Source organism: Filimonas lacunae, assembly GCF_002355595.1.
Taxonomy (GTDB): domain Bacteria; phylum Bacteroidota; class Bacteroidia; order Chitinophagales; family Chitinophagaceae; genus Filimonas; species Filimonas lacunae.
Map to the genome: position 1 here is coordinate 5,202,261 of NZ_AP017422.1, position 22,051 is coordinate 5,224,311.

Here is a 22,051-nt window from a genome sequence, read left to right on the forward strand (position 1 = left end):
GTTAATGAAAGAATCCTCTATCATTTGTGTAAGTGCCGGTTTTGGTTCCTTTAATGGTAACCGATACGGCAGACACTTTTTCGCCAGTATTGCTGTTGTTGATCACTCCCGACACAACAACCCCGTTTTGCGAAAAAGACGGACTGATAATAGCAAACAATACTACTATCACCGCAGTTGTTTGGATTAGTAAATTTCTCATTTTAGGCAGGCTTTATAATTGAATTTACAATATTAATACAAGATATTACTGTTACACATGAATTAAATTAACATACATAAACATTAATCTTCATTTAATTTAGCCGGAAAACAAAACAAATTCTTTATTTACTTTTGCGCATGGCAAATTTTCAATTTCCGCAGCAGACTGCATTTTATAAAGGCAAGGTAAGAGATGTATATACTATTAATAAGGATTGGCTGGTAATGGTAGCCAGCAATCGCATCTCGGCGTTTGACGTAATATTACCTGCTCCTATCCCTTACAAAGGACAAGTATTGAACCAGGTAGCTACTTATATGTTGAAAGCCACTACCGATATTTGCCCTAACTGGCTGGTAGCCACCCCTGCACCCGATGTAGCCATAGGCAAAAGATGCGAGCCCTTTAAAATTGAAATGGTAGTGCGCGGCAACCTTACCGGTCACGCATGGCGTACTTACAGCAGTGGTAAACGTGTTCTATGCGGCGTTACCATGCCCGAAGGGATGAAAGAAAATGACTTTTTCCCTACTCCTATCATCACTCCTTCTACCAAAGCTTCCGAAGGACACGATGAAGATATTTCTAAAGAAGAGATTATTGCGCAGGGGTTAGCCACTACTGAAGAGTGGGCCATCCTGGAAAAATATGCACTGGCTTTATTTGCACGTGGCAAAGAAATAGCTGCAAAACGCGGTTTAATATTGGTAGATACCAAATACGAATTTGGCAAACTGGACGGACAGGTGTACCTGATGGATGAAGTACACACCCCCGATTCATCCCGCTATTTTTATGCTGATGGCTTTGACGAAAGACAAACCACCGGCGAAAGACAAAAACAATTAAGCAAAGAGTTTGTACGCGAATGGCTTATTGCTAACAACTTCATGGGTAAAGAAGGACAGACTGTGCCTGAAATGACCACTGAATGGATTAACACTATCAGCCAGCGCTATATTGAATTATACGAGCAGATCATTGGCGAAAAGTTTGTACCACAAGACTGGACAGACGATCAGCGCTTTGAAGCTACTACGAAAGAACTGGAAAAAGTAGTGAAATAATTACACTTTACCTGTAGAAGTTAAGATTTGATCTGACAAATGGGATTAATTTTAAGTAACCACACTTTTAACCAATCCCAAAATGTCAGACCATGAAATCTGAAACTAAGTTAATCAAAACCAAGTTAGGACTCCTCAATTTAGCGGCTCATTTAGGCAATGTATCTCAAGCTTGCAAGGTAATGGGCTACAGTCGCGACAGCTTCTACAGAATTAAAGAGCTGTACGATACCGGAGGAGAAAATGCCCTTCACGAAATCAGCCGAAAGAAACCTATTATCAAGAATCGCGTTGAGCCAGCCATCGAAGAAGCAGTGGTTACTATGGCCTTCGAGAATCCTGCCTGGGGGCAGCAGCGGACCAGTAATGAACTGCGCAAGAAGGGTATTTTTATTTCAGGCGGTGGTGTTCGTAGTGTTTGGCAACGCCATGATCTGGAAGTATTTGATAAGCGCCTGAAAGCATTAGAAGCCCGTGTGGCTCAGGATGGTCTGATACTTACCGAAGCTCAGATGATAGCAATGGAGCGCAAAAAAGAAAAGCGGGAATCCCAGGGTGAAATAGAAACTATGCATCCAGGTTACCTCGGTTCCCAGGATACTTACTACGTGGGCACAATTAAGGGCGTGGGCAGGATCTATCAGCAAACCTTCATTGATACCTATAGTCGTGTGGCCTTTGCCAAGCTCTATGACGGCAAAACAGCCCTTACAGCAGCAGATACGCTGAATGATCGGGTATTGCCTTTCTTTGAATCACATCAGATCCCACTTCTTCGAATTCTTACAGACCGTGGCACTGAGTACAAAGGCAAACCAGAGCACCACGAATATGAACTATACCTGCAAATCGAGGGTATTGATCACACCAAAACCCAGGTGCGGCATCCACAGACGAACGGTATCTGTGAAAGGCTTCACAGGACTATGCAAGAAGAATTTTACGCGGTCACATTCCGGAAAAAACTGTACGACAGCATCGACGATCTGCAAAATGATCTGGATGCTTGGATGGAGTACTACAACAATGAAAGACCACATAGTGGCAGATATTGCTTTGGTAAAACTCCTATGCAGACATTTATCGAATCACTACCTTTAGCAAAACAAAAGCTGCTGAATGACCTATATTCAGCAGCTTAATATCTTTGTTTTAATCCTCGTTTGTCAGATCAAATACTATCTAATACACTTTACCGGTTCACCTATTATTGCAGCATACTACCATTAGTAGTATGCTGTTTTTTTTTACTTAGCTACTAAGCTCCTGCACACCTTACCCATTTTTAGCACTATCTATTGCATCTTCTTGCACATATGCAATATTTTCAAAAACATGTGCCGCGTAGCATTGTACATCTGCAGTGTACCAATGTACATTTGCAATATGCCTTGTTCTATGTTACCTGTCATACAGTACATTGTACATAAGACGCGTACAACAGTACGGCAACCATTGCACATGTTCATCAACATACTGCACATATGCAACAACTCCCTTAACATCTTCCGCATCCTGAAATACATTTACTGCATACTCCATAACATCTGCAATATTTCGCGTTATATGTGCAGTAGCACAAAAAACACCTGCAACCCCGTAGTACACAATTACAACATCACGTTACACATATTCAGCACTACACGTAAGATATTACCTAAAACAATGCACATATGTATCCCTGCACTGCAGATTTGCTTTATTTCCCATAAGATATAATCCGGAATAATGCAGATGTTTAGCGCTCTCCTTAATGCATTACTGCACATAATGCTTTTGTACAATATCAAACAGCATCTGTATTATATTATCTGCAATACACGTAACTCTCCATATAATAAATGCAACAACATAATGAACATGTGTAGTAAAACAAAAAGCGCCACTTCTTACGAAGTGGCGCTTGCTATCTTGAATAGTATCCATTAATGCCTTCCATTACCTTTACCGTTTCCGTTATTGCCTTTGCCATTATTACCTTTTCCGTTGTTTCCTTTACCTTGATCAGGATGATCTTTTACCCATTGACTGTGCTGAGGATGTTTCCTGTTTTCAAAGTACTTCTCTTCTTTGCTGTCGCGAATAGGTGTTTGATCGTGTTTACCTTTAAAGCTGGCGTATTGCTTCTGATACTGTGCATGATTTAAGTAAGGCTTATCAACGTTATTGATTACCACTTTATGTGCCTGGTACAAATCGATGTTTTTATAACGGGCAGGTAAGCTGCTGGAACGACGCCAGGTGTTACCGTTTTGATAGATATATACTTTTTCAGGTACATAATAGTAAACATCAGCATCAGGCAAATAATAATAATCCACATGATCATAACCTGTAGGACCCCAAACAGGCTGGGTACCAATATTAATGCTAACACTCACCTGGGCATTAGCGGTTACTGTAAAAACAGTAGCAGCGATTAAAAGGGTCATTAACTTTTTCATACTAAATGGTTTTGCTCTATGTAAATCAAAACGGATGCCTGATATACCTTCCATTGTTTTAAAACGATGTACTTGCAAAATTCATCGACATACAAAAACATTGTTGCAACATATGCCACAATACCAGCGTAGTATGTTCAAATGACATACACACGAATACATATAAAGCAATTATTACACAGGTGAAAAGCGGCAGCTGCAGGCAAATTCAATGCCTGATAAATTTTATATTTTTTTTCAGCGATGTAGTTGCAGAATGTGTAGACGAACTAACACAACATTACAGCATACGCACAATGCGCTGCACTGCTGCTTTTTGATGGCACAGTTTTGACGCTACAACACTAAACTTAGATTATGACTAAAAGATTATTAGCACTGGCATTACTGGCGATAGCATTTACCACTATGTATACTTCCTGTGTGAGGCCACCACAAGAAGGTGGACGTAGCGGACATCACGAACGCCACCACGGGCAACCGCCACATCATTAATAGCAAAAAGCCTTAGCAGTGATTACTGCTAAGGCTTTTTGCTATTACAATATCTAATAAATATTATTCTTCTTTTTCATTTAAGCGTGGGCGTAAACGCACCCTGGACTTATTAAATATGTTCTGCCCCTTATCAATGCCTTTGCGTAATTCTTTCTGGCGCTCTTGTGGCAGGTGAATAGTGTCTTTACATTCTGTGCTGCAGCAACCATCGTATTGTTCAGCACATTCTTTACACTGAATAAACAGTAAGTGACAGCCGTTGTTTTTACAGTTAGTGTGTTCATCACAAGGCTTGCCGCACTGGTGGCACTTTGCAATCACATCTTCCGTGATACGCTCACCTAAACGATCGTCGAACACGAAGTTTTTACCGATGAACCTGCTGGGCAACTCTCCCTCTTTTATTTGTTTGGCATAATTAATAATACCGCCTTCAAGATGAAATACATTTTTAAAACCTTTATGCAACATCCATGCACTGGCTTTTTCGCAACGAATGCCACCGGTACAATACATCACTATATTCTTATCTTCTTTGCCCTGCAGCATATCTACTGCCATAGGCAACTGATCTCTGAAAGTATCGGAAGGAATTTCTATCGCGTTTTCAAAATGCCCCACTTCATATTCGTAGTGGTTACGCATATCTACAAACACCGTTTCAGGGTCGTTGATTAAATCGTTGGCCTGTTGAGCATTTACATACTTGCCCTTGTTTTCCATATTAAATCCGGCATCGGTAATGCCGTCGGCCACTATCTTCTCACGCACTTTAATCTTTAATACCCAAAAGCTTTTACCATCATCATCTACCGCAATGTTTAAACGCAGGTTGTTGAGTGGCTCAATAGCGTATAAAGCAGCTTTGAACTCTTCAAAATTGGAAGAGGGAACACTTATTTGCGCGTTAATACCTTCGTGCGCCACGTAAATGCGTCCGAAAACTTTTAACGTCACCAGGCTTTTGTATAAGCTGTCGCGAAACTCCTGGGGATTAACAATAGGAAAATACTGGTAAAAACTAATTGTAGTGCGCGGTTCTGTTTCTTCATACAAACGGCGCTTCAGTTCCTCCTGGGAAACTCTGTTGTGTAGTACTGCCATGTTTTACAATTTCAGACATCAGACCCTAAAGTCTAATATTCCATGAGTGAATTATGGACCCACTTGCAGGGTGGGCAAAATTTCGCCGCAAATATATTGGAGTTCACCGACATAGAAATCAGGGGGGCTTAAAATAAGTATAAAATAAACTTAATAACCTGATTCTATGTCTATTGCCCTGTACATTCGTATAACCTTTCATAGCAATCCCAATGAAAAACTTTACGTCATATCAACTACATGGAATAGGTCAACTGCTTACGTATAAGCAGAGTTTGACTCCGGACGAAAACACCCATCATTTGAGTTTTAAAACCTTACTCAAAACCGCTCCTGGCAGCTTTTTAAAGAAACAGGTACAAGCCTTTGTAAATATTTTTTGCGAGCATCAACTGGCTGATACGGATTACGATATTATACAACAGCACACCGCCAAATACCCCAACCCGGAGCATCACATTCAACACATGCCCCTGGAAGTGGTATTAAAAACACTGACATATATTATATGGACCGATAGAATTGTAGATGGCTATCTGTTTGCAAAAGTGCATGATAGAACTATGTACTGGCTGTTAACCCGGTTAGAAGCGCTATTACCATCCGGCAACCATACTACCAACACAGCCACTACCTAAAAAGAGCTATCAGGGCTCCCGTTTACCTATTACCAGCGGAATATTCAGCTTAATGCCCGAGCGGTTAATGCTGTTGCTTCTGAACGACTGCACAAAGTCGATGCGCACCAGTTTAAAAATGTTTTCTATAGAAAAGAAAATATCGGCATAATCATTACCACCCTCCAGCACAAGGCTGTTTCCGCCAATAATAAAAAACCAGTTGAGTTTGCGCAACAGGGGCACTTTGTTACTGAGCAAGCCATTTAAATGCCACTCCACACTGGCACCGCCGTAAACAGATGCAGTGGTGCTGTATTTGTAAAACGAAGCCATCAGCAAAGTTCCCAGGTAGTTAGAGTTAAACAATCCATCGTTACCACTAAAGTGCTGATAATCGGGCAAAAACACCTTCTTCCTGCTCGCAAATCCTCCTCCAAATACCTTATAACTAAACACACCTTTCATTTTTAAATCAATGCTTTGCGTGGCAGACAAATACCATTTACCGTAATTCACATCACTGCCTAACAGGTTAGGAATACCATGTGTGTAAGACAGCTCAAACGCCGGATAAGGCGACCCTATGCTGGCTTTACGATCGGGCAGTTGCACATATCGGGTGCCCGGCTGCCATCGCAGCAGAATGGTGGCGGACAATGCATTGTTTTTTACCATGCTGGTATCGGTAAGTTCTACCGGATAGTTAGGAGTAAAATCCTTGCCTTTGGGATGACCTATAGAACTAAATGAGGTATTTACCAGCGGTGTACGTTGCTGGTAATCTACTGTTCCTTTAATAGCGAAAAATTTACCGGGGTCATAATCATAACCCAGGCTGGCAAATCTGGCCTGGTACAGCTTCATAAAATTGCTGCGATACAACAGGCTATTGATAGTATTTACCCGGGGAGTAATAGGTTGATCGTTGTTAAACTGCAGCACGCGCTGCCCCACCGAAAAACGCACAGCACTGAGCGACCGGTAAAAGCGGTACACCCCTGCTATATGGGCATTAAAATGCCTGTTACTGAAACCATAGCGCACATTGGTAAGCAGGTTAAGGTAGGTTCCATTGTTCCAGTATTTACGCGTTTCAGGAGCAATATTCACCACCCAACCCTCTACCGTATTATAATTGACCATATCAATAATACCCGGCATGCTGATATACCGTTTTTTGCGGGCGCGGCTAAACGTTTCGCCGGTGATGAACAAGCTAAACCAGCTTGGATTATTACGTATACGATCCATAGAATCGAGGTAATAAGCCCTGCGGCTCTGCCCCTGCAAACTGTCGTTGATATGATAATCGGTAAGCCCGTCAGACTGTACAATCAAAGCCCGGGCGGTATCCCAGTAGGGCAGTGATTTTTTGTTGGTGGTAGTATCAAATGCCAGCACTACGTTATTAAAATACCCTGGCTCAAAAGCAGGATGTAGGTTATAGCGATGAACCTGCACAAAACTGCCGCGTGTATCAAAACCCAGTAGTTTCACTGTAGGGGTTAGCTTTACTCTTTTAACCACCCAAACACTGTCCTGCAAACCATATTGTTGCTCTATGTTAAGTGTGTCGAGAATTTGCATTTGCTGTTGCTTCAACAACTGAAAATGTACGGCATAAATGCGCCAGCTACCATCCATAATATCTATATGCCCGCTAAACAGCGGTTCATACTTTTTATGAGGTGTAACCGCTATACGAAACACTTTGATGTTACCTGCATTATACACACTATCCAGCCGGAACCGGTAGTGTTGAAAAGCATTATCAGCCAACGGCGAAAGAAAACCACGCAGACTGAGGTTATCCCCCACTTTTACCACCGGCTGGTAAAAAGAGAATAATTGCGGATAACTGAACCCATATGCACTGCCATCGCCGGTAACTGTGGAAGAAAGTACCTGCACCTTGTACTTTTCAGGCCCATCCATAGAATGAATGGCCATGGTTTGTACGGTATAAATATTTACCGGCTTACCCGAATCACCCCCTAAATACACAGGATGCCCCAAAAAACGATCAGGATAATCGCGAAGCTGTAAATGACCTTCTATGTAAATCTGATCCTGAAAACGGGTGAGTTCTTTTTCGTAAACCGGACGTTTTTGAATGGCGTTAGCGATAACGGAATAGGCACTATCAGCATGCTGTTGCGCAAAAAGCGGAAGAGAGAAAAAAAGCAGTAAACATAGGAGACTGATAGGTTTCATATTGGCAGGTATGACAAAATACCTGCCAATATGAAGTATCGTTATTTCTTAGGAGCGGCAGTAAGCGCGCCTGCAAAACTACCGGTGATAGCAGCGCAACCCGAAACCAGGCCACCCACGAAACCAGTAACCAGTATCAATGTCATGTACGACTCACCCAGGTGAAGGATGGGCCCTATTTTAGGAGCCAGCACGTGGTTATTAGCATTATCAATTACCCAGGCATGAAAACTCCACAATACGAATACACCTGTAAAGCCCGCTAAAAAACCGAGCAATGGCTTTTGCCAGATGGCTACCGCTACTATCAGTGAAGTAATAGCAAACGACCACCAGGGTAAAAATAAAGTAATAGTGTAGCCTAATAAAGCTGTTAATACGGTAGCTACTAAAAACTTCATGTATTCTTATTTAGTATTTTTTTCAAATGTAAGTTTCCCTGTAAGCCCCTTATGCTTTACCATATTGGATTTAGGAGCCATTTCCAGACGGTAGTATTTACCAGACACCCACGAATCAACAAAAGCATCGTAATACTTACTGCCGGGGTTACCATTCTGTCCACCAGGGTACACACCATATGCGTTGATGTTATCAGTTAATTCCACCACCATACGCCAGCTGGGACCATGTTTACCTTTAAAGGCATTGATGATATTTTCACCCCCGCCACCTAATACATGCAAACGGCTGAAAGAAGGTAAACGTAACAGGTGAGTTACCGCACCATCTTTATAAGCACCCCACTCCAGCTGATTATCCGCTTCGGCCTTTTTAAGGGCAGGGATAGCTTTACGGTAAGCTTTCAATACGATATCTGCAACAGTTTCCTTTTCCGGAGTATAAATGTCATCTGCAAATACATAATCAGGCTCCCTTAACAAAGCTTCTATCAGGGTAGCTTTTTCAGGCATGGGCATGGGCTTAGATGACTGTGAAAGTTCATCCTGGTACATGCACACCGTCAGACTATCCCACCATATTTTCAATACAGTTGGCGCTTTCTCTTTGGCATCGCTGCGCAGGTTCCATGATTTAAAAAGATCTATATACTTTTTCTCATCCGCATTCAGAATGCTCTCGTTGAGGTTGCGTAATAACACAGGACGTGCTATTTCGGCAAACGTGTTATAGTTATCTGTTTGCATGTGCTGCATATCCGCTACGGTAACATTCTCTAAAGATGCCAGGTAACGATCGATGGTTAAACCACGGAACAACTCAAACGTACCCCCCTGGTAATAAGGATAAGTGGTATCGTAAGGATATTGGTTGGCGCTGCTTACATAGCCACGACCCGGATTATACATCGTAAGGTTTTCTTCAATAGCCACATCCCCCTGCCAGCCGAAAGCGCTGTCAGTGCCAGGCATAATAAAATCACCTTGTCTTCTCCACTTAGCCGGGAACATGCCCTGCTGCCTGATAGCGATATCGCCGCTTTTGGCTGCAAAAATCATGTTCTGGCCAGGACACTTGAAATAAGATAATGCGTCCAGGTAATCGATATATCCTTTGGCACGGTCTAACAGGCTAAAGGTTTTTAATTCGTTGCTGGGCTCATGCGCCATCCATTTACAAGCGTAAGCTTTGCCACTTTGTAACGGATCGGGATAATGCGCATCGTACATTACAGGGCCCCATACAGTCATAGCTATATGTTCTACCTTGTTAGCACCGCCTTTTACTTTAATCACTTCATCGCGGAAACTGGTACGCTGCCATGCGCCATTGTACCAATACTCCTGCATAGAGGAATCTTTAAATTTAATTTCGTAGTAGTCTTTTACATCACGCTCAGAGTTGGTCATACCAAAAGCACAACTATCGTTAAAACCAATTACGATATAAGGCGCACCCGGGAATGAAACACCGTAGGCATTAAACGCTGGTGTGGTAATCTGCATTTCGTACCAGATAGCAGGCAGATTAAGGCCCAGGTGAGGGTCGTTACACAAAATAGGCTTACCGCTTTGTGTTCTGGTGCCCGCTAACGCCCAGTTATTGCTACCATTATCTTTATCTGGTTTGGTTTGATCCAGCTTTGCAGTTGCCCCTTTTACAGCCGGTGCTTTACCACCCTTCACCGGTTTTACCGGGGCTGCTTTGGCAGGTTGTGCAGTTTTTGCTGCTGCCAGGCTATCTGCTTTGCGTGTGCTATCGGCCAATGCCAATGTTGTTGAATCTGGTATAGGCTCCGGCTTAAACAAAAAGTACAGCGAATCGGCAATAGCCGGAACAGGCAATCTTTCATCCGGCTCGTACATCACCGCATTTTTAGGGATGATAGGCGCCATCAGGTCCTGTCCGTAGGGATATAATTTTTCAAACTCTTTTGCAGTAAAAACAGAACGTGCATTTGTTTTTTCAAAGTCTTCTTCCCTACCTGCCAGGTCGTAGGCCATATATTTTACAAACAGCGCTGTTTTTAAATTAGTCCAATGCTCTGGCTTATAATCCAGTAATTTATATTCAACAGGAATATCATTAGGATCTAACTGATCAATATAGCTGTTTACACCCGCGGTATACGCATCCAGCGCATCTTTGGTAGCCTTATCATTTTCCATGGCTTCCAGTGAACGCTCAGCAGCGTACACCATGCCCAGGCGGCGGAATTTCTTATCTACTGCCAGAAAATCGATACCATTAGACTTTTCGCCCATGATTTCACTTAAACGACCGGCCGCGTAGTAAGTCTGAAACTCCATTTGCCATAAACGGAATTTGGCATGCAGGTAGCCCTGTGCAAAGTAAGCGTCGTTTTCATTTTCAGCATACACGTGCGGTACCAGCCTTTCATCCAGGTATACCTCTACTTTGCCTTTTAAATCGTCGGATTTAATTTCAACCACATATAAAGTACTGGCGCTTTCTGCGTTTTGCCAGAAACCTTTTTGCGGGCACAGGAAATTACCCAACCTTGGGGTTTGGGTGCCGGCAACAGGCAGCTGTATATTAAGCAGGATGATCAGCCCAATGGTAACGGCAGCACCCAGGATAGAGGGTATCACTCTCATGAGGAGCAGGTTGAGTGTTTTAAAAAGTCTGAAAAAAATACATTTGCGGAGGCAATATAAATATGTTTTGCTGTTTGGCAAACATGTTTGGGCCAATTGCCCCCCGGCGGAACCCCTATAACGGTTTAGTAATATTATTGATTTTCAATAGACGAAAGCAATAAACCCACCTCTTCCGGCGTATTATAGGCATGCAGTACCACCCGCAAACGCTCACTGCCATTGGGTACTGTAGGATATAGTATAGCACGCACATCCAGGTTGTGCTGCTGTAAATGCCGGGCCATTTTTTTCACTTCCAGGTTGCCCGGAACCAACACCCCTTGAATTGGGGTGTTAGAGCTTGTTAGCTGATAAGAGAGGGGGTTATGGGTAAATTGTTGCACCAGCGATTGCAAATGAGCACGTTGCTGTTGCATGCCCGGAAACAGGGCATAACTGGCCCGGATAGCAGCAATGGCATGGTCGGGCAAGGCGGTAGTGTAAATAAAGCTGCGCGAAAAATTAATGAGGAAATCTTTCAACCGCTTACTACCTAACACTACAGCGCCATGGCAACCACAGGCCTTACCAAAAGTGTGCATCCGGCAAAACACCCGCTCCTGCATATCCAGGTATTGTACCCATCCTTCTCCCCTGTTGCCTATTACGCCTGTTGCATGTGCCTCGTCTATGATCATATGCGCGCCATATTGCTCACACAAAGCTACCAGCTCCGGCAATGGGCAGGTATCTCCATCCATGCTGAATACCGATTCCGTCACCACAAACACATTGCCTGTGGTACGCTCCAGCCGCTGTTGCAGGTGTTCCCTATCATTATGCCGGAACGAAAAAGACTGAGCAAAAGACAGGCGAATGCCATCACGGATAGAAGCATGGCAAAGCTGATCATATATAATAGTATCCCCTTTTTGCGGAATAGCAGATAATACCCCAATATTGGCGTCGTACCCCGAATTAAACAAAAGGGCTGCCCCAGCCTGGTGAAAGCCTGCCAGCATGGCTTCTGTTTCTTCGGCCAGCACACTGTTACCTGCCAGCAGCCGCGAACCTGTGCTACCCGAAGCGTAAAGTGTTTGCTCCGCTATTTGCCGTGCCAACACCCCTGAATGCACCAGCCCCAGATAATCATTGCTGCAAAAATCAATGCTGCCCGAAGGCAGGCGCAAGCTACGGAAAGCGTTATTTTCAGTTCGTTGCGCTAAAGCTGGTTGCAAAAACAGATCGTTATACATGTGTATGGTAGTAAAGAACCAAAAGTAAAATCCCCACCCTTACAAGCAATTTTTTATTTTTGACGCCGGGGATATTCCCTTTTTGACATTTGCCATTTCACTTTTTCAATGGACGCGCTTAAAAATATACTTGGCCTACAGCTACCTACCGACCCACGCTGGGTAAACCTCACCGAAATTAGCCTGGAAGCTATTTTAACCGATCATGCTTATTGCGAGCAAAAAGCGGCGTTGAGCTGCATTTCCATCATACAACGCTACTCACAAAAAGAAGAACTGGTGAACCAGTTATCTCCTATTGTTACAGAAGAATGGGGGCATTTTCGCCTGGTGCTGCAGGAGCTGCGCAAACGCAATCTTCCATTGGGCAAACAGCGGAAAGACGAATATGTAAACCTGCTGATGAACAAAAGGCTGCAAGGTGATTCGGAAGAAAACCGTCTGCTGGACGAGCTATTGGTATGCGCCCTCATTGAGGCCCGCAGCTGCGAGCGCTTTAAATTGCTAAGCGAAGGCATGGAAGAAGAGTACATGCGAAACTTTTACCGCCGCTTTATGGAGAGCGAAGCCGGCCATTATGCCCTGTTTATAGAACTCGCCGAGCTGTATATGGATAAAGAAAAAGTGCGCAAACGCTGGCATTTCTGGCTTCAACACGAAGTGGAAGTAATGTCGCAGCTGGAATTGCGTGGCGATCGCATTCACTGACGGAAATAAGCAATTTCCTCTTCCAGGTTCAGATAAGGATGTGTTTGCTGTAACAGCAGCGCTTTGTCCAGGTGTTTTTTCAAAAACGCCAGGTGCTGCTGTGAGGTGGGATGAAAAGGTTTATGCTTGCGCGCAATAACAAGGCTTTTCATGTCCTCCATTAACGCCTGTGTATCTTTATGCAGGTGGCTGGCCGTAAAATGCTCCAGTACAAACTGTGTGGCCGGGTAATTCGGATGCACCATGTCTATATCAAAAAAACGATAATCACGCAGCACATCAATCACCAGCTCATAGGCCGGGAAATAATATAAACGATCCAGTTTGTTTACCAGATGGTGCACCGCTTCAATCAACCGGGCTTTACTGCGGTTGTTATCCACTACCCCATCGCGTATGTGCCGTACAGGACTAATGGTAAATATCACCTTCACATGAGGATTAAAATGAAACAACCTGTGCAGGGTGCCATCCAGTGCTGTTACCATTTCCTCTATCGAACTCAGGTGCTTGTTAAACGTTTGCGCCGGGGCTTTATGACAGTTCACCACATCCCGGTTGCTTTCTTTCAGCTTGTATACGAAAGAGGAACCCAGCGTAATAATCAGCCAATCTGCCTGCTTTAAAAAAGTATGCGCCTGTTGTTGCGATGCATTGATAATACGCAAACCTTCCGACGCATCTATATGGGAAAAGCGGCTGTGGTGCATCCAGCTATGCCATGCTTCATTCAGTTGAAACAGATCACCCGTGGTGTATTGTTTGTTTTCCATGTAAGACACCAGGCTGTTACAAACACCCATGGGATCGAACAGAATACCGTTAGGATTTTGCAGTACCTGAAACTTCATATCGGCCAGATAATTACCAATATGCTCCGTAAAGCACGAACCCATCAATAATAACTTATCGCGGTAAGTGATAGGAGTGTCCAGCGGCTTTATGTGTATAGGAACCTGAAACTGCAAAACGGTATATTAATGAGATGAATTAAATAAGTAGTTGGCTATTTGCATGCTTTGCGCCAGCGCTTCCTGGTTGACAGATACCGGCACTTGCTGCTGTGCCAGGTAATGCAATATATTTTCGGTGGCCATATTACCCACCAGCTCGTCCTGTGCCATAGGGCATCCCCCAATGCCTTTTAATGCACCGTCTATACGCGTACATCCGGCCTGCACGGCAGCATGTAATTTATCGTGCCAGCCGTAAGGGGTGCTGTGCAAATGCGCACCAAAGCTCACCTGCGGGTATTGCGGAATAACAGTAGATAAAGCAGTATGCACCTGCTCTGGTGTAGCCATACCTACCGTATCGGCCAGTGAAATAATACCAATACCCATGCCCGCCATATGACCCACCCATTGCAGTAATACCTCTTCGCTATACGCATCCCCGTAAGGATTGCCAAAGCCCATGCTCAGGTACACCACCAGGGTTTTACCTTTTGCCAGGCACAGCTCCTGTATCTGCTGCACACGTTGCAGGCTTTCTTCCATTGTACTGTTGGTATTGCGCTGCTGAAAAGTGGGCGATAACGAAAACGGGAAACCCAGGTAATCTATTGCATCATACACCAGGGCTTCTTCTGCACCACGTACATTGGCCACAATAGCCAGCAATCGCGAATGGGTGTTACTCAAATCAAGCCCGGCCAGCACTTCTTTTGTATCGGCCATTTGCGGAATGGCTTTGGCCGATACAAAGCTGCCAAAGTCGATAGTATCAAAACCCACCTGTAAAAGGCTGTTGATATATTGTATCTTTTCTGCTGTAGGTATGTGATGCGGCCAGCCCTGCATGGCATCCCGCGGACATTCGATTATTTTCATATGCTCATTGTGCTGCAACATATCATCAAGATAACACAAATGCACCGGAATACAGGAAACATCCTTACCCGGTAATGCGCTGTTTCATCACTTCATACAAAATCATACCGGTAGCTACCGATACGTTTAAGCTTTCAAAACCATTAGACATGGGAATATGAAACTGCTCGTCGCAAATGCGCATTAAAGCAGGGAATACGCCTTTTTCCTCACCGCCCATTACAATAGCGGCAGGCTCCTTTAGTTCCAGATCGAACAGGCGTTTTTTAGCCGTCATTTCGCTGGCAAACACTTTAATACCGTTTAAGTGCAGTTCGTCCACCGCTTTCATCAGGCTGTTCACACGGCAAATTTGTATTAACTCTAACGCGCCTGCGCTGGTTTTTACAGCATCCTCATTCAACGCTCCCACCCCTTTGTCAGGAATAATGATGGCCTGTGCGCCACAGCAAAGCGCTGTACGCGCAATAGCACCAATGTTTCTTACATCCGTTACACCATCCAGAATCAAAAACAAAGGCACTTCGCCTTTTTCATTCACCCAGTCAATTACCTGCTGCAAATCCTGGTAACGTATAGCCGACTTAAAAGCAACAACGCCCTGATGCTGTACGTTAGTGAGACTGTTTAGTTTCTCATTGGGCACGTACTGTACCGGAACGTTGTTGTCTTTTGCTAACTGTCTTATTTCGTTAATAGCTTCGCCGGAAGCATTTTTAAACATTAATACCTTGTCAATAGTCTGACCGGCCTTTAAAGCCTCTGTAACCGGGTTACGCCCGGCTATTATATTTTTCTTTGATTGAAACATAACAAGGCACGAAGGTAATCATTCCTGCCCTGTTTTACCATATATAGGTAGCTACAGCCCCTGCGTTAAGGCTGGTAACAGCTCTTTTGCCATTATCGTTAATGTCAAAACGCCTCAATGTTGCGCCTGTATTCAGCACAATCAGTACCTTTTTGCCGTCGGGCCTTTTAAAAGCAACAGTTTTAAGGTCGGCCAACTCATCCGATGCAATGCGAAACGATCCCGGCCTTACCAGTTTGGCCGAATGCGCCAGAATGTACCAGGCCGGATTTTTAGAGAAAGCATTGCCGCCAATAGTAGTTACGCCCAAACAACGGTCACAACCGCCCCTGTCTGTATGCGGATTATACAGCGTATCTGACGCCAGGTTCCACTCCAATACAGTTTTGCACCAATTTCGTGAAGCACCTATAGTAAGGTTTTGCACATGCTCGGCCAGGTCTTTACCCAGGTTTCCCGGTGCTCCCAGCCACTGCTCGGTGAAGTACAGGTTTTTATTCGGATAAGCTTCATGCACCTTACTTAACGCATCAATAGTACCTCCATACAAGTGAAAAGCACTACCATCTACATACTTGCGTGCTTTTTCGTTATCCATTACAGCAATAGGGTAATCCGGCCTGTCGGCGTTGTGATCGTATACAATAATTTTTGTGCTGATACCCTGTTTTTCAAATACAGGCCCCAGGTGGTTGCCTACAAAATCGGCCTGCTGGCTGGCTGTCATAAACATGCTTGGATTATTACCGGGGTGTAATGGTTCATTTTGCACAGTAATAGCGTCTATTACAACACCCTCTTTTTTCATTTCCCGGATATACCTGGCCAGGTATTCTGCATATACCTGCTGATATTTTACCTGCAAGCTACCACCCCTGGTATCACCATTATCTTTCATCCATACCGGTGCACTCCAGGGAGAGCCCAGTATTTTAATACGCGGGTTAATGGCCAGTATCTCTTTTAACAAGGGAAGCAGGTATAAAGTATCGTACCCCAGACTGAAATGCGTTAAAGCTGTATCCGTTTGGCCGGCTGGCAAATCGTTGTAAGAAAACGTTTTTTCATCCAGGTCCGAAGCGCCTATACTAATGCGGATATAACTGATGCCAATATTACTGCCGGTGGTATCAAACAATTGTAGCAACAAAGCTTTGCGGGCTTTGGCTTCCATACGCTCCATTACCATGGCGCTCCCCCCCGTAAGCGTTCCGCCAAAACCATCCATCTGCTGAAACCGCTTGCTATCATCTATATTGATAACAGGCAAACCGGAAGTAATGGCAGTAGCCTTTATATCCAATTTGCTACGCTGAAATAATACCTGTTTTTTAGCATCAGTAACCCACACCTCAGGCGTTTGCTTTTGAGCTTTTTGCGCGAAACTCCCTGCCAGGCAAAAAAAAGCACCCGTAACCAGCGCTATATGTTTCATAGTCCAATACTTGTTTTAATACATTCAATATAAAGAGCCCGGATGTATTCCGGGCTCTTTTAACACACTATACGCTAATAACCCGGAGTCTGAATCAATGCCGGGTTTAAATCAATCTGATTTTGCGGAACAGGCATTAGCAAACGATAAGGCTGCACATTATAATGTAGCTGATTTTGTACACCATTTACAATGCCACCCTGCTGCGCACTCATCACCTGAATGGCTTTACCGGTACGTACCAGATCAAACCAACGATGGCCTTCAAAAGCCAGTTCCATCCTTCTTTCATTGGCTATAATCGTTTCCGCATCAGCAGCAGTAGTTGCCGATTTTTCGCCCAGGTGAACACGCTCTCTAACTGCATTCACCAACGCCATGGCACCCGTAATGTCGTTGTTTTTTACCAATGCTTCTGCTTTAAGCAACATAATATCGGGTAACCTCATAATATAGAAATCGTTGAGTCCGGTAGAAGGATCGTTATACTTCACAATGAATGGATAAGCGGTTGTTGGCCAGTTAGGATCGGAGAACGAGCCGGTGATGTTTAAAAAGGCAATAGAACTGTTTAAACGTACAGCATCATTTTCCGTATTGAAAAGGTTTACCAGGTCGTTGGTAGGAATATTAAACTTCTTCCATGATCCACCCTCATACTTACCTATTTGTCCGCCTATCAGGTTAGAAGGAATCCAGTTACCAATATTATCTGCACCGCCATAACCAAAATAATTCACTTCCCAGATGGCTTCGCTGTTATTCTTGTGGTTATTGTCCCAAAGAAAAGCATAATCACTTACCAGGCTATACTGTGGTATTACCTGGTTGCAGTAATACGCCACCGAATCCCAGTTTGGGGTAGGCATAGAAGCATACACCTTTGCAAGCAATGCATTTACAGCACCTTTGGTAATTAAATACCTGGTAGCCGCGCTATTCGTTTCCGTTGCACCTGCCTTTGCAAACCATAGATCGTTTAATATGGCGGTGTATACAGTATCTATAGAAGAACGGGCTACAATAGTAGAATTTAACAGGCTTTCCGAAGATGAAACATCCGGTGCTTTTAACAACAATGGAACATCACCAAACAGGCGCACCAAATCAAAATAACAAAACGCGCGGAAAAACCTGGCTTCGCTCAGCATCTGGCTTTTACGTACTGCTGTTAACGCAGCATCAGTACAGCTTTCAATCTGTGGCAGAATGATGTTGGTACGGCCTATCATTTTGTAGGCATACTGCCAGTCACGGTTAAGATTGGCATTTAATGAATTGGCAGTGAACTCGTCCAATGTAATGTTAGCGGTGTTATCACCCCCCGCATAACAATTATCAGCAACGGCGTCACCATTAGTCATCCTGTCCAGGATGCTGAACTCCATAATATCGTACCCTTTATAATACAGGTACATGCCAGAGATAAGGCTTTCTGCATCTGTTGCCGTAATGTTTATTGTAGAATCCGGTCGCACTACAGAGGTTACAGGCGATTTATCCAGCACTTTAGAGCAGCCCGCTGCCCCCCAGGTAATGACTGCCGCCAGTAAACTATATAATATATTTTTATTTTTCATTGTAAAGCTTTTTGGTGATTACCCTTTGTAATTACAGGTTTACGTTAATTCCCGCCAGGAATATTTTAGCCTGCGGATAGGCTCCATAATCAATACCCAGTGATACGTTCCTGTTGTCCTGGCTGTTGTTGGAAGATCCATAAGAACTCACTTCCGGATCAAAGCCAGTGTACTTAGTGATAGTAAACAGATTTTGGCCAGAGATGTATACAGAAGCGCCTTTGAAACCTATTTTACTCATCAGCTTCTGATCCAGCCTGTAAGAAAGAGTGATGGTTTTAAAACGCAGGTAAGAACCATTTTCCAGGAAACGGGTAGAGATAGCAGAGTTATTATCACTGGCACGTTCTACACCCGGAATGTCGGTAATATCACCTGCCTTACGCCATCTGCGCAATACCGCTGTGCTTTGGTTACGCGAGTCTTTCATACTTTCTGTTTCAGACCTTACGCCATTATAAATTTTATTACCCTGTGAACCTTGCAAAAACACGCTCAGATCAAAGTTTTTGTAAGAAAACGTGTTGGTCATACCATACGTAAACGTAGGTAAAGCACTACCAATAAACTTACGGTCAGAGGGCACCAGGCCGGAATAATCCACCTGCTCACCATTTTTATTTACATATAACTGCTTACCCGTTGCAGGATCAACACCAGCAGCCTGGTATCCAAAGAACTGACCTAAACCATATCCTTTAGAAAGGCTGATAGCATTACCCTTATCGTAGATAGCGCCAAATGCAGTAAGATTACCAATATCACCTGCAATAGCCAGTACCTTGTTTTGGTTAAAGGCAATATTGAAATCGGTAGTCCAGCTAAAGTCTTTTTTGAGAATGTTTTTACTGGATATCACAAACTCCTCCCCTATGTTACGCATAGAACCACTGTTCATTAGCACACTGGATACAATTTGTCCGCTTAACGGTACACGCACCAACACATCGTTGGTTCTTTTCACATAAAAATCGGCAGTAAAGGTTAACCGCTTGTTTAAGAATGCCGCATCAATACCAACGTTGGTTTGTGTGGTCTTTTCCCAGGTAAGCGAAAGCGGCGCAATAGTACCTACCGACTGGTCACCTGTGCTGGTGAAGTTGTTCAGATTTAAATATTCGTAGCTGCCTACACCTTCCTGGTTACCATTTTTACCCCAGGATGCACGCAGTTTTAAATCGCTCACCACACGCACATTTTTCATGAAATTTTCTTCTGAAATTCTCCAACCGGCAGAGAAAGAAGGAAATGCGGCTGTTCTGTTGCCTGGTGCAAATTTGGAAGATTTATCCACGCGCATATTAGCCTGGAACAGATACTTGCCGGCATAATCGTAAGTAACCCTGCCAAAATAAGACATCAGGCCCCACTCATCAATGGTTTTGGAAGGTGCACTTTTTACCTTAGCCCTGGCAAACAAACGGTTCCAGTCTTCATAACGATATTGCGAATCGATACGGGATGCAGAAATATAGGTTTGATCAAAATGCGAGTCCTGCGCACTCCACCCTGCCAGTGCAGAAAAGTGATGGCTGTTCCAGTTTTTGGTATAGTTTAAAGTTTGTTCACTTAACCATACCCATTCCCTGCTGGTGGTTTCGTTAAGCGAGCCCTGATCGGTGCGGCCCTGCTGCGTAGCTACCGGATCTCTGTAATAATGGTTTTCGTTGGATTTGTAGTCAATACCAAAACGAGATTGAAACACCAGACCCTTTAACAAAGTAGCATCTGCTCCTAAATTAGATACAAACCGGTCGTTTACTGTTTTGCTATACTGGCCTTTGATAGCACCCAGCGGGTTTTCCCATCCCGTTTGCGGGTTTTGACCAATATATTGACCATTAGCCTGGTAATAAGGAACGGTAGAAGGCGTAGCCAATGCAGACAGCACCACACCACCTCTTGCCACACCGGCATTATCAGTTACATCATTACTTCTGTTGCGTGATGCCAGGGTAGAAGTATTTAAAGTCAACCACTTGCTTACTTTGGTAGAGAGGTTTAACCGGGCATTCATACGATTGAAAGAAGCCGGCTTTACCATACCTGTCTGGTCCATATAGCCCAACGACAGATAATGTTGCGTTTTTTCACTACCACCGGAAACAGCCACCTGGTAGTTTTGTTGATTACCGGTTTTAAACACTTCATCCTGCCAGTTAATATCTGTAGCAGCTACCATAGCATCTGTAACAATAGTAGACTGATATAATTCATTGGCATAGTCCTGGTATTGTTTCGCATTCAGCACATGCAGCTTTTTAGTAGTAGTGCTGGTGCCGTAGTAAGAAGTAAGATCTACCCTCGACTGTCCGTTCTTGCCTTTTTTAGTAGTAATTACCACTACCCCATTGGCAGCCCTGGTACCATATATAGCAGCAGAAGCCGCATCTTTTAATATAGAGATAGATTCAATATCGTTAGGGTTATAAGCGCTGATATCCGTCATAGGAATACCATCCACTACATACAAAGGGTCATTACCGGCACTAATGGAAGAAGAACCACGAACACGGATAGAAAGCCCTGCACCAGGCTTACCCGAAACCGAGGTTACCTGCACACCAGCCGCTTTACCCTGTAATGCTTCTCCGGCATTAACCAATGGCCTGTTGGCCAGGTCGGCAGCAGAAACCACTGCTACAGAACCTGTCAGATCTTTCTTTTTTTGCGAGCCATAGCCCACCACTACCACCGCATCCATTTCGCCAGTGGCAGGTAATAATGTTACACTAAAATCGTTACGGCCATTTACCAGAATAGTTTGCGTGCCATACCCGATAAATGAAAATTCCAGTACAGCCCTGCTATCTTTTACCGCAATGGAGTATTCTCCATTACTAGTGGTTACAGTACCCACAGCAGTACCTTTAACCTGAACAGATACTCCGGCAATTCCATTACCGGAAGAATCTTTAACTACCCCCTTAATGGTAGTTTGCCCTATTGACACCAGGCAAAGCATCATAAAGAAAGCAGTCAGCAACAAAATTTTTTGCTTCATAATGTTTGATGTAATTGAAGAACTGTTCACTAAACAGCTAATGGCATACGGAGGACGTTGCAAATCGTTGTTAAGAAGTACGGGGTTGATACAAGCAATCCGAATGTTCCTAGCTGGTTGAAATGTTAAAACTTACCAGTCAAAATTAGAGAGAATTCAAAGGCAAAAACAAATATTTTTCACGTAACTAATTGATAAATAAACAATTGCAGCAATTCCAATACGCTTCATTACCGTAACTATAAAAACAGGAAATGCCTGTTTTACAGGC

18 protein-coding genes are annotated in these 22,051 nt (G+C 43.8%); 5 read left to right on the forward strand and 13 right to left on the reverse strand.

Going from position 1 to position 22,051, the window contains the following annotated elements; translation table 11 throughout:
* Nucleotide 1 precedes the first annotated feature (1 nt).
* Nucleotides 2-202, reverse strand: a complete 201-nt coding sequence (locus FLA_RS31875) for a carboxypeptidase-like regulatory domain-containing protein (RefSeq protein ID WP_231940297.1) — start codon at nucleotides 200-202, stop codon at nucleotides 2-4.
* A gap of 140 nt (nucleotides 203-342) precedes the next feature.
* Here FLA_RS31875 and FLA_RS20405 point away from each other — a divergent pair, with 140 nt between their 5' ends.
* Both FLA_RS20405 and FLA_RS20410 read left to right on the forward strand, forming a co-directional pair.
* Nucleotides 343-1,272: a phosphoribosylaminoimidazolesuccinocarboxamide synthase gene (locus tag FLA_RS20405; RefSeq protein ID WP_076379329.1), complete on the forward strand. Its 930-nt coding sequence runs from the start codon at nucleotides 343-345 to the stop codon at nucleotides 1,270-1,272.
* Between the two features lie 92 nt (nucleotides 1,273-1,364).
* Complete coding sequence (locus FLA_RS20410) at nucleotides 1,365-2,414, forward strand: IS481 family transposase (RefSeq protein ID WP_076383033.1); 1,050 nt, start codon at nucleotides 1,365-1,367, stop codon at nucleotides 2,412-2,414.
* Nucleotides 2,415-3,197: 783 nt separating this feature from the next.
* Here FLA_RS20410 and FLA_RS20420 read toward each other — a convergent pair.
* Nucleotides 3,198-3,716 carry a hypothetical protein gene (locus FLA_RS20420; protein ID WP_076382283.1) on the reverse strand — a complete coding sequence of 173 codons (519 nt, stop codon included), beginning with the start codon at nucleotides 3,714-3,716 and terminating at the stop codon, nucleotides 3,198-3,200.
* Between the two features lie 357 nt (nucleotides 3,717-4,073).
* On the opposite strand from FLA_RS20420, the gene FLA_RS31540 reads away from it, so the two are divergent.
* Nucleotides 4,074-4,211 carry a hypothetical protein gene (locus FLA_RS31540; protein ID WP_159445183.1) on the forward strand — a complete coding sequence of 46 codons (138 nt, stop codon included), beginning with the start codon at nucleotides 4,074-4,076 and terminating at the stop codon, nucleotides 4,209-4,211.
* A 63-nt stretch (nucleotides 4,212-4,274) separates the two neighbouring features.
* On the opposite strand, the gene trhO is transcribed toward FLA_RS31540, so the two are convergent.
* Complete coding sequence (trhO, locus tag FLA_RS20425) at nucleotides 4,275-5,318, reverse strand: oxygen-dependent tRNA uridine(34) hydroxylase TrhO (protein WP_076382088.1); 1,044 nt, start codon at nucleotides 5,316-5,318, stop codon at nucleotides 4,275-4,277.
* A 212-nt stretch (nucleotides 5,319-5,530) separates the two neighbouring features.
* Here trhO and FLA_RS20430 point away from each other — a divergent pair, with 212 nt between their 5' ends.
* Nucleotides 5,531-5,956 (forward strand): DUF6508 domain-containing protein, encoded by a 426-nt coding sequence (locus FLA_RS20430; RefSeq protein ID WP_076382089.1) that lies wholly within the window; start codon nucleotides 5,531-5,533, stop codon nucleotides 5,954-5,956.
* Nucleotides 5,957-5,965: 9 nt separating this feature from the next.
* Here the strand turns inward: FLA_RS20430 and FLA_RS20435 are convergent, their stop codons facing one another.
* The 4 genes from FLA_RS20435 to FLA_RS20450 all read right to left on the reverse strand — a co-directional run bounded on the left by FLA_RS20435 (nucleotide 5,966) and on the right by FLA_RS20450 (nucleotide 12,410).
* On the reverse strand, nucleotides 5,966-8,152 hold the full coding sequence (locus tag FLA_RS20435; protein WP_076382090.1) for a DUF5686 family protein: 2,187 nt from the start codon (nucleotides 8,150-8,152) through the stop codon (nucleotides 5,966-5,968).
* A 41-nt stretch (nucleotides 8,153-8,193) separates the two neighbouring features.
* Nucleotides 8,194-8,553 (reverse strand): hypothetical protein, encoded by a 360-nt coding sequence (locus FLA_RS20440; protein WP_076382091.1) that lies wholly within the window; start codon nucleotides 8,551-8,553, stop codon nucleotides 8,194-8,196.
* Nucleotides 8,554-8,559: 6 nt separating this feature from the next.
* Complete coding sequence (locus FLA_RS20445) at nucleotides 8,560-11,172, reverse strand: penicillin acylase family protein (protein WP_076382092.1); 2,613 nt, start codon at nucleotides 11,170-11,172, stop codon at nucleotides 8,560-8,562.
* Nucleotides 11,173-11,306: 134 nt separating this feature from the next.
* Nucleotides 11,307-12,410, reverse strand: a complete 1,104-nt coding sequence (locus FLA_RS20450; RefSeq protein ID WP_076382093.1) for an aminotransferase class I/II-fold pyridoxal phosphate-dependent enzyme — start codon at nucleotides 12,408-12,410, stop codon at nucleotides 11,307-11,309.
* Nucleotides 12,411-12,518: 108 nt separating this feature from the next.
* Between FLA_RS20450 and miaE the strand changes: the two genes are divergently transcribed.
* A complete protein-coding gene (miaE, locus tag FLA_RS20455) occupies nucleotides 12,519-13,118 on the forward strand; it encodes a tRNA-(ms[2]io[6]A)-hydroxylase (protein WP_076382094.1) in 600 nt (199 codons plus the stop codon).
* Here the strand turns inward: miaE and FLA_RS20460 are convergent.
* From FLA_RS20460 to FLA_RS20485, 6 genes are all read right to left on the reverse strand, one after another.
* Nucleotides 13,112-14,086 carry a GSCFA domain-containing protein gene (locus FLA_RS20460; protein WP_076382095.1) on the reverse strand — a complete coding sequence of 325 codons (975 nt, stop codon included), beginning with the start codon at nucleotides 14,084-14,086 and terminating at the stop codon, nucleotides 13,112-13,114. The two genes, miaE and FLA_RS20460, sit on opposite strands and share 7 nt — an antisense overlap.
* Before the next feature lie 9 nt (nucleotides 14,087-14,095).
* Nucleotides 14,096-14,950 (reverse strand): hydroxymethylglutaryl-CoA lyase, encoded by an 855-nt coding sequence (locus FLA_RS20465; protein WP_076382096.1) that lies wholly within the window; start codon nucleotides 14,948-14,950, stop codon nucleotides 14,096-14,098.
* 64 nt (nucleotides 14,951-15,014) lie between these two features.
* Nucleotides 15,015-15,761 (reverse strand): 23S rRNA (guanosine(2251)-2'-O)-methyltransferase RlmB, encoded by a 747-nt coding sequence (gene rlmB, locus FLA_RS20470; RefSeq protein ID WP_076382097.1) that lies wholly within the window; start codon nucleotides 15,759-15,761, stop codon nucleotides 15,015-15,017.
* Nucleotides 15,762-15,795: 34 nt separating this feature from the next.
* Nucleotides 15,796-17,196, reverse strand: a complete 1,401-nt coding sequence (locus FLA_RS20475) for a glycoside hydrolase family 30 protein (RefSeq protein ID WP_076382098.1) — start codon at nucleotides 17,194-17,196, stop codon at nucleotides 15,796-15,798.
* A gap of 74 nt (nucleotides 17,197-17,270) precedes the next feature.
* Nucleotides 17,271-18,776, reverse strand: coding sequence for a RagB/SusD family nutrient uptake outer membrane protein (locus tag FLA_RS20480; protein WP_076382099.1), 1,506 nt, complete (start codon nucleotides 18,774-18,776; stop codon nucleotides 17,271-17,273).
* Between the two features lie 31 nt (nucleotides 18,777-18,807).
* The gene (locus FLA_RS20485; protein ID WP_076382100.1) at nucleotides 18,808-21,780 is read right to left on the reverse strand and encodes a SusC/RagA family TonB-linked outer membrane protein; all 2,973 of its coding nucleotides are present in this window, start codon (nucleotides 21,778-21,780) and stop codon (nucleotides 18,808-18,810) included.
* Between the last annotated feature and the right edge of the window lie 271 nt (nucleotides 21,781-22,051).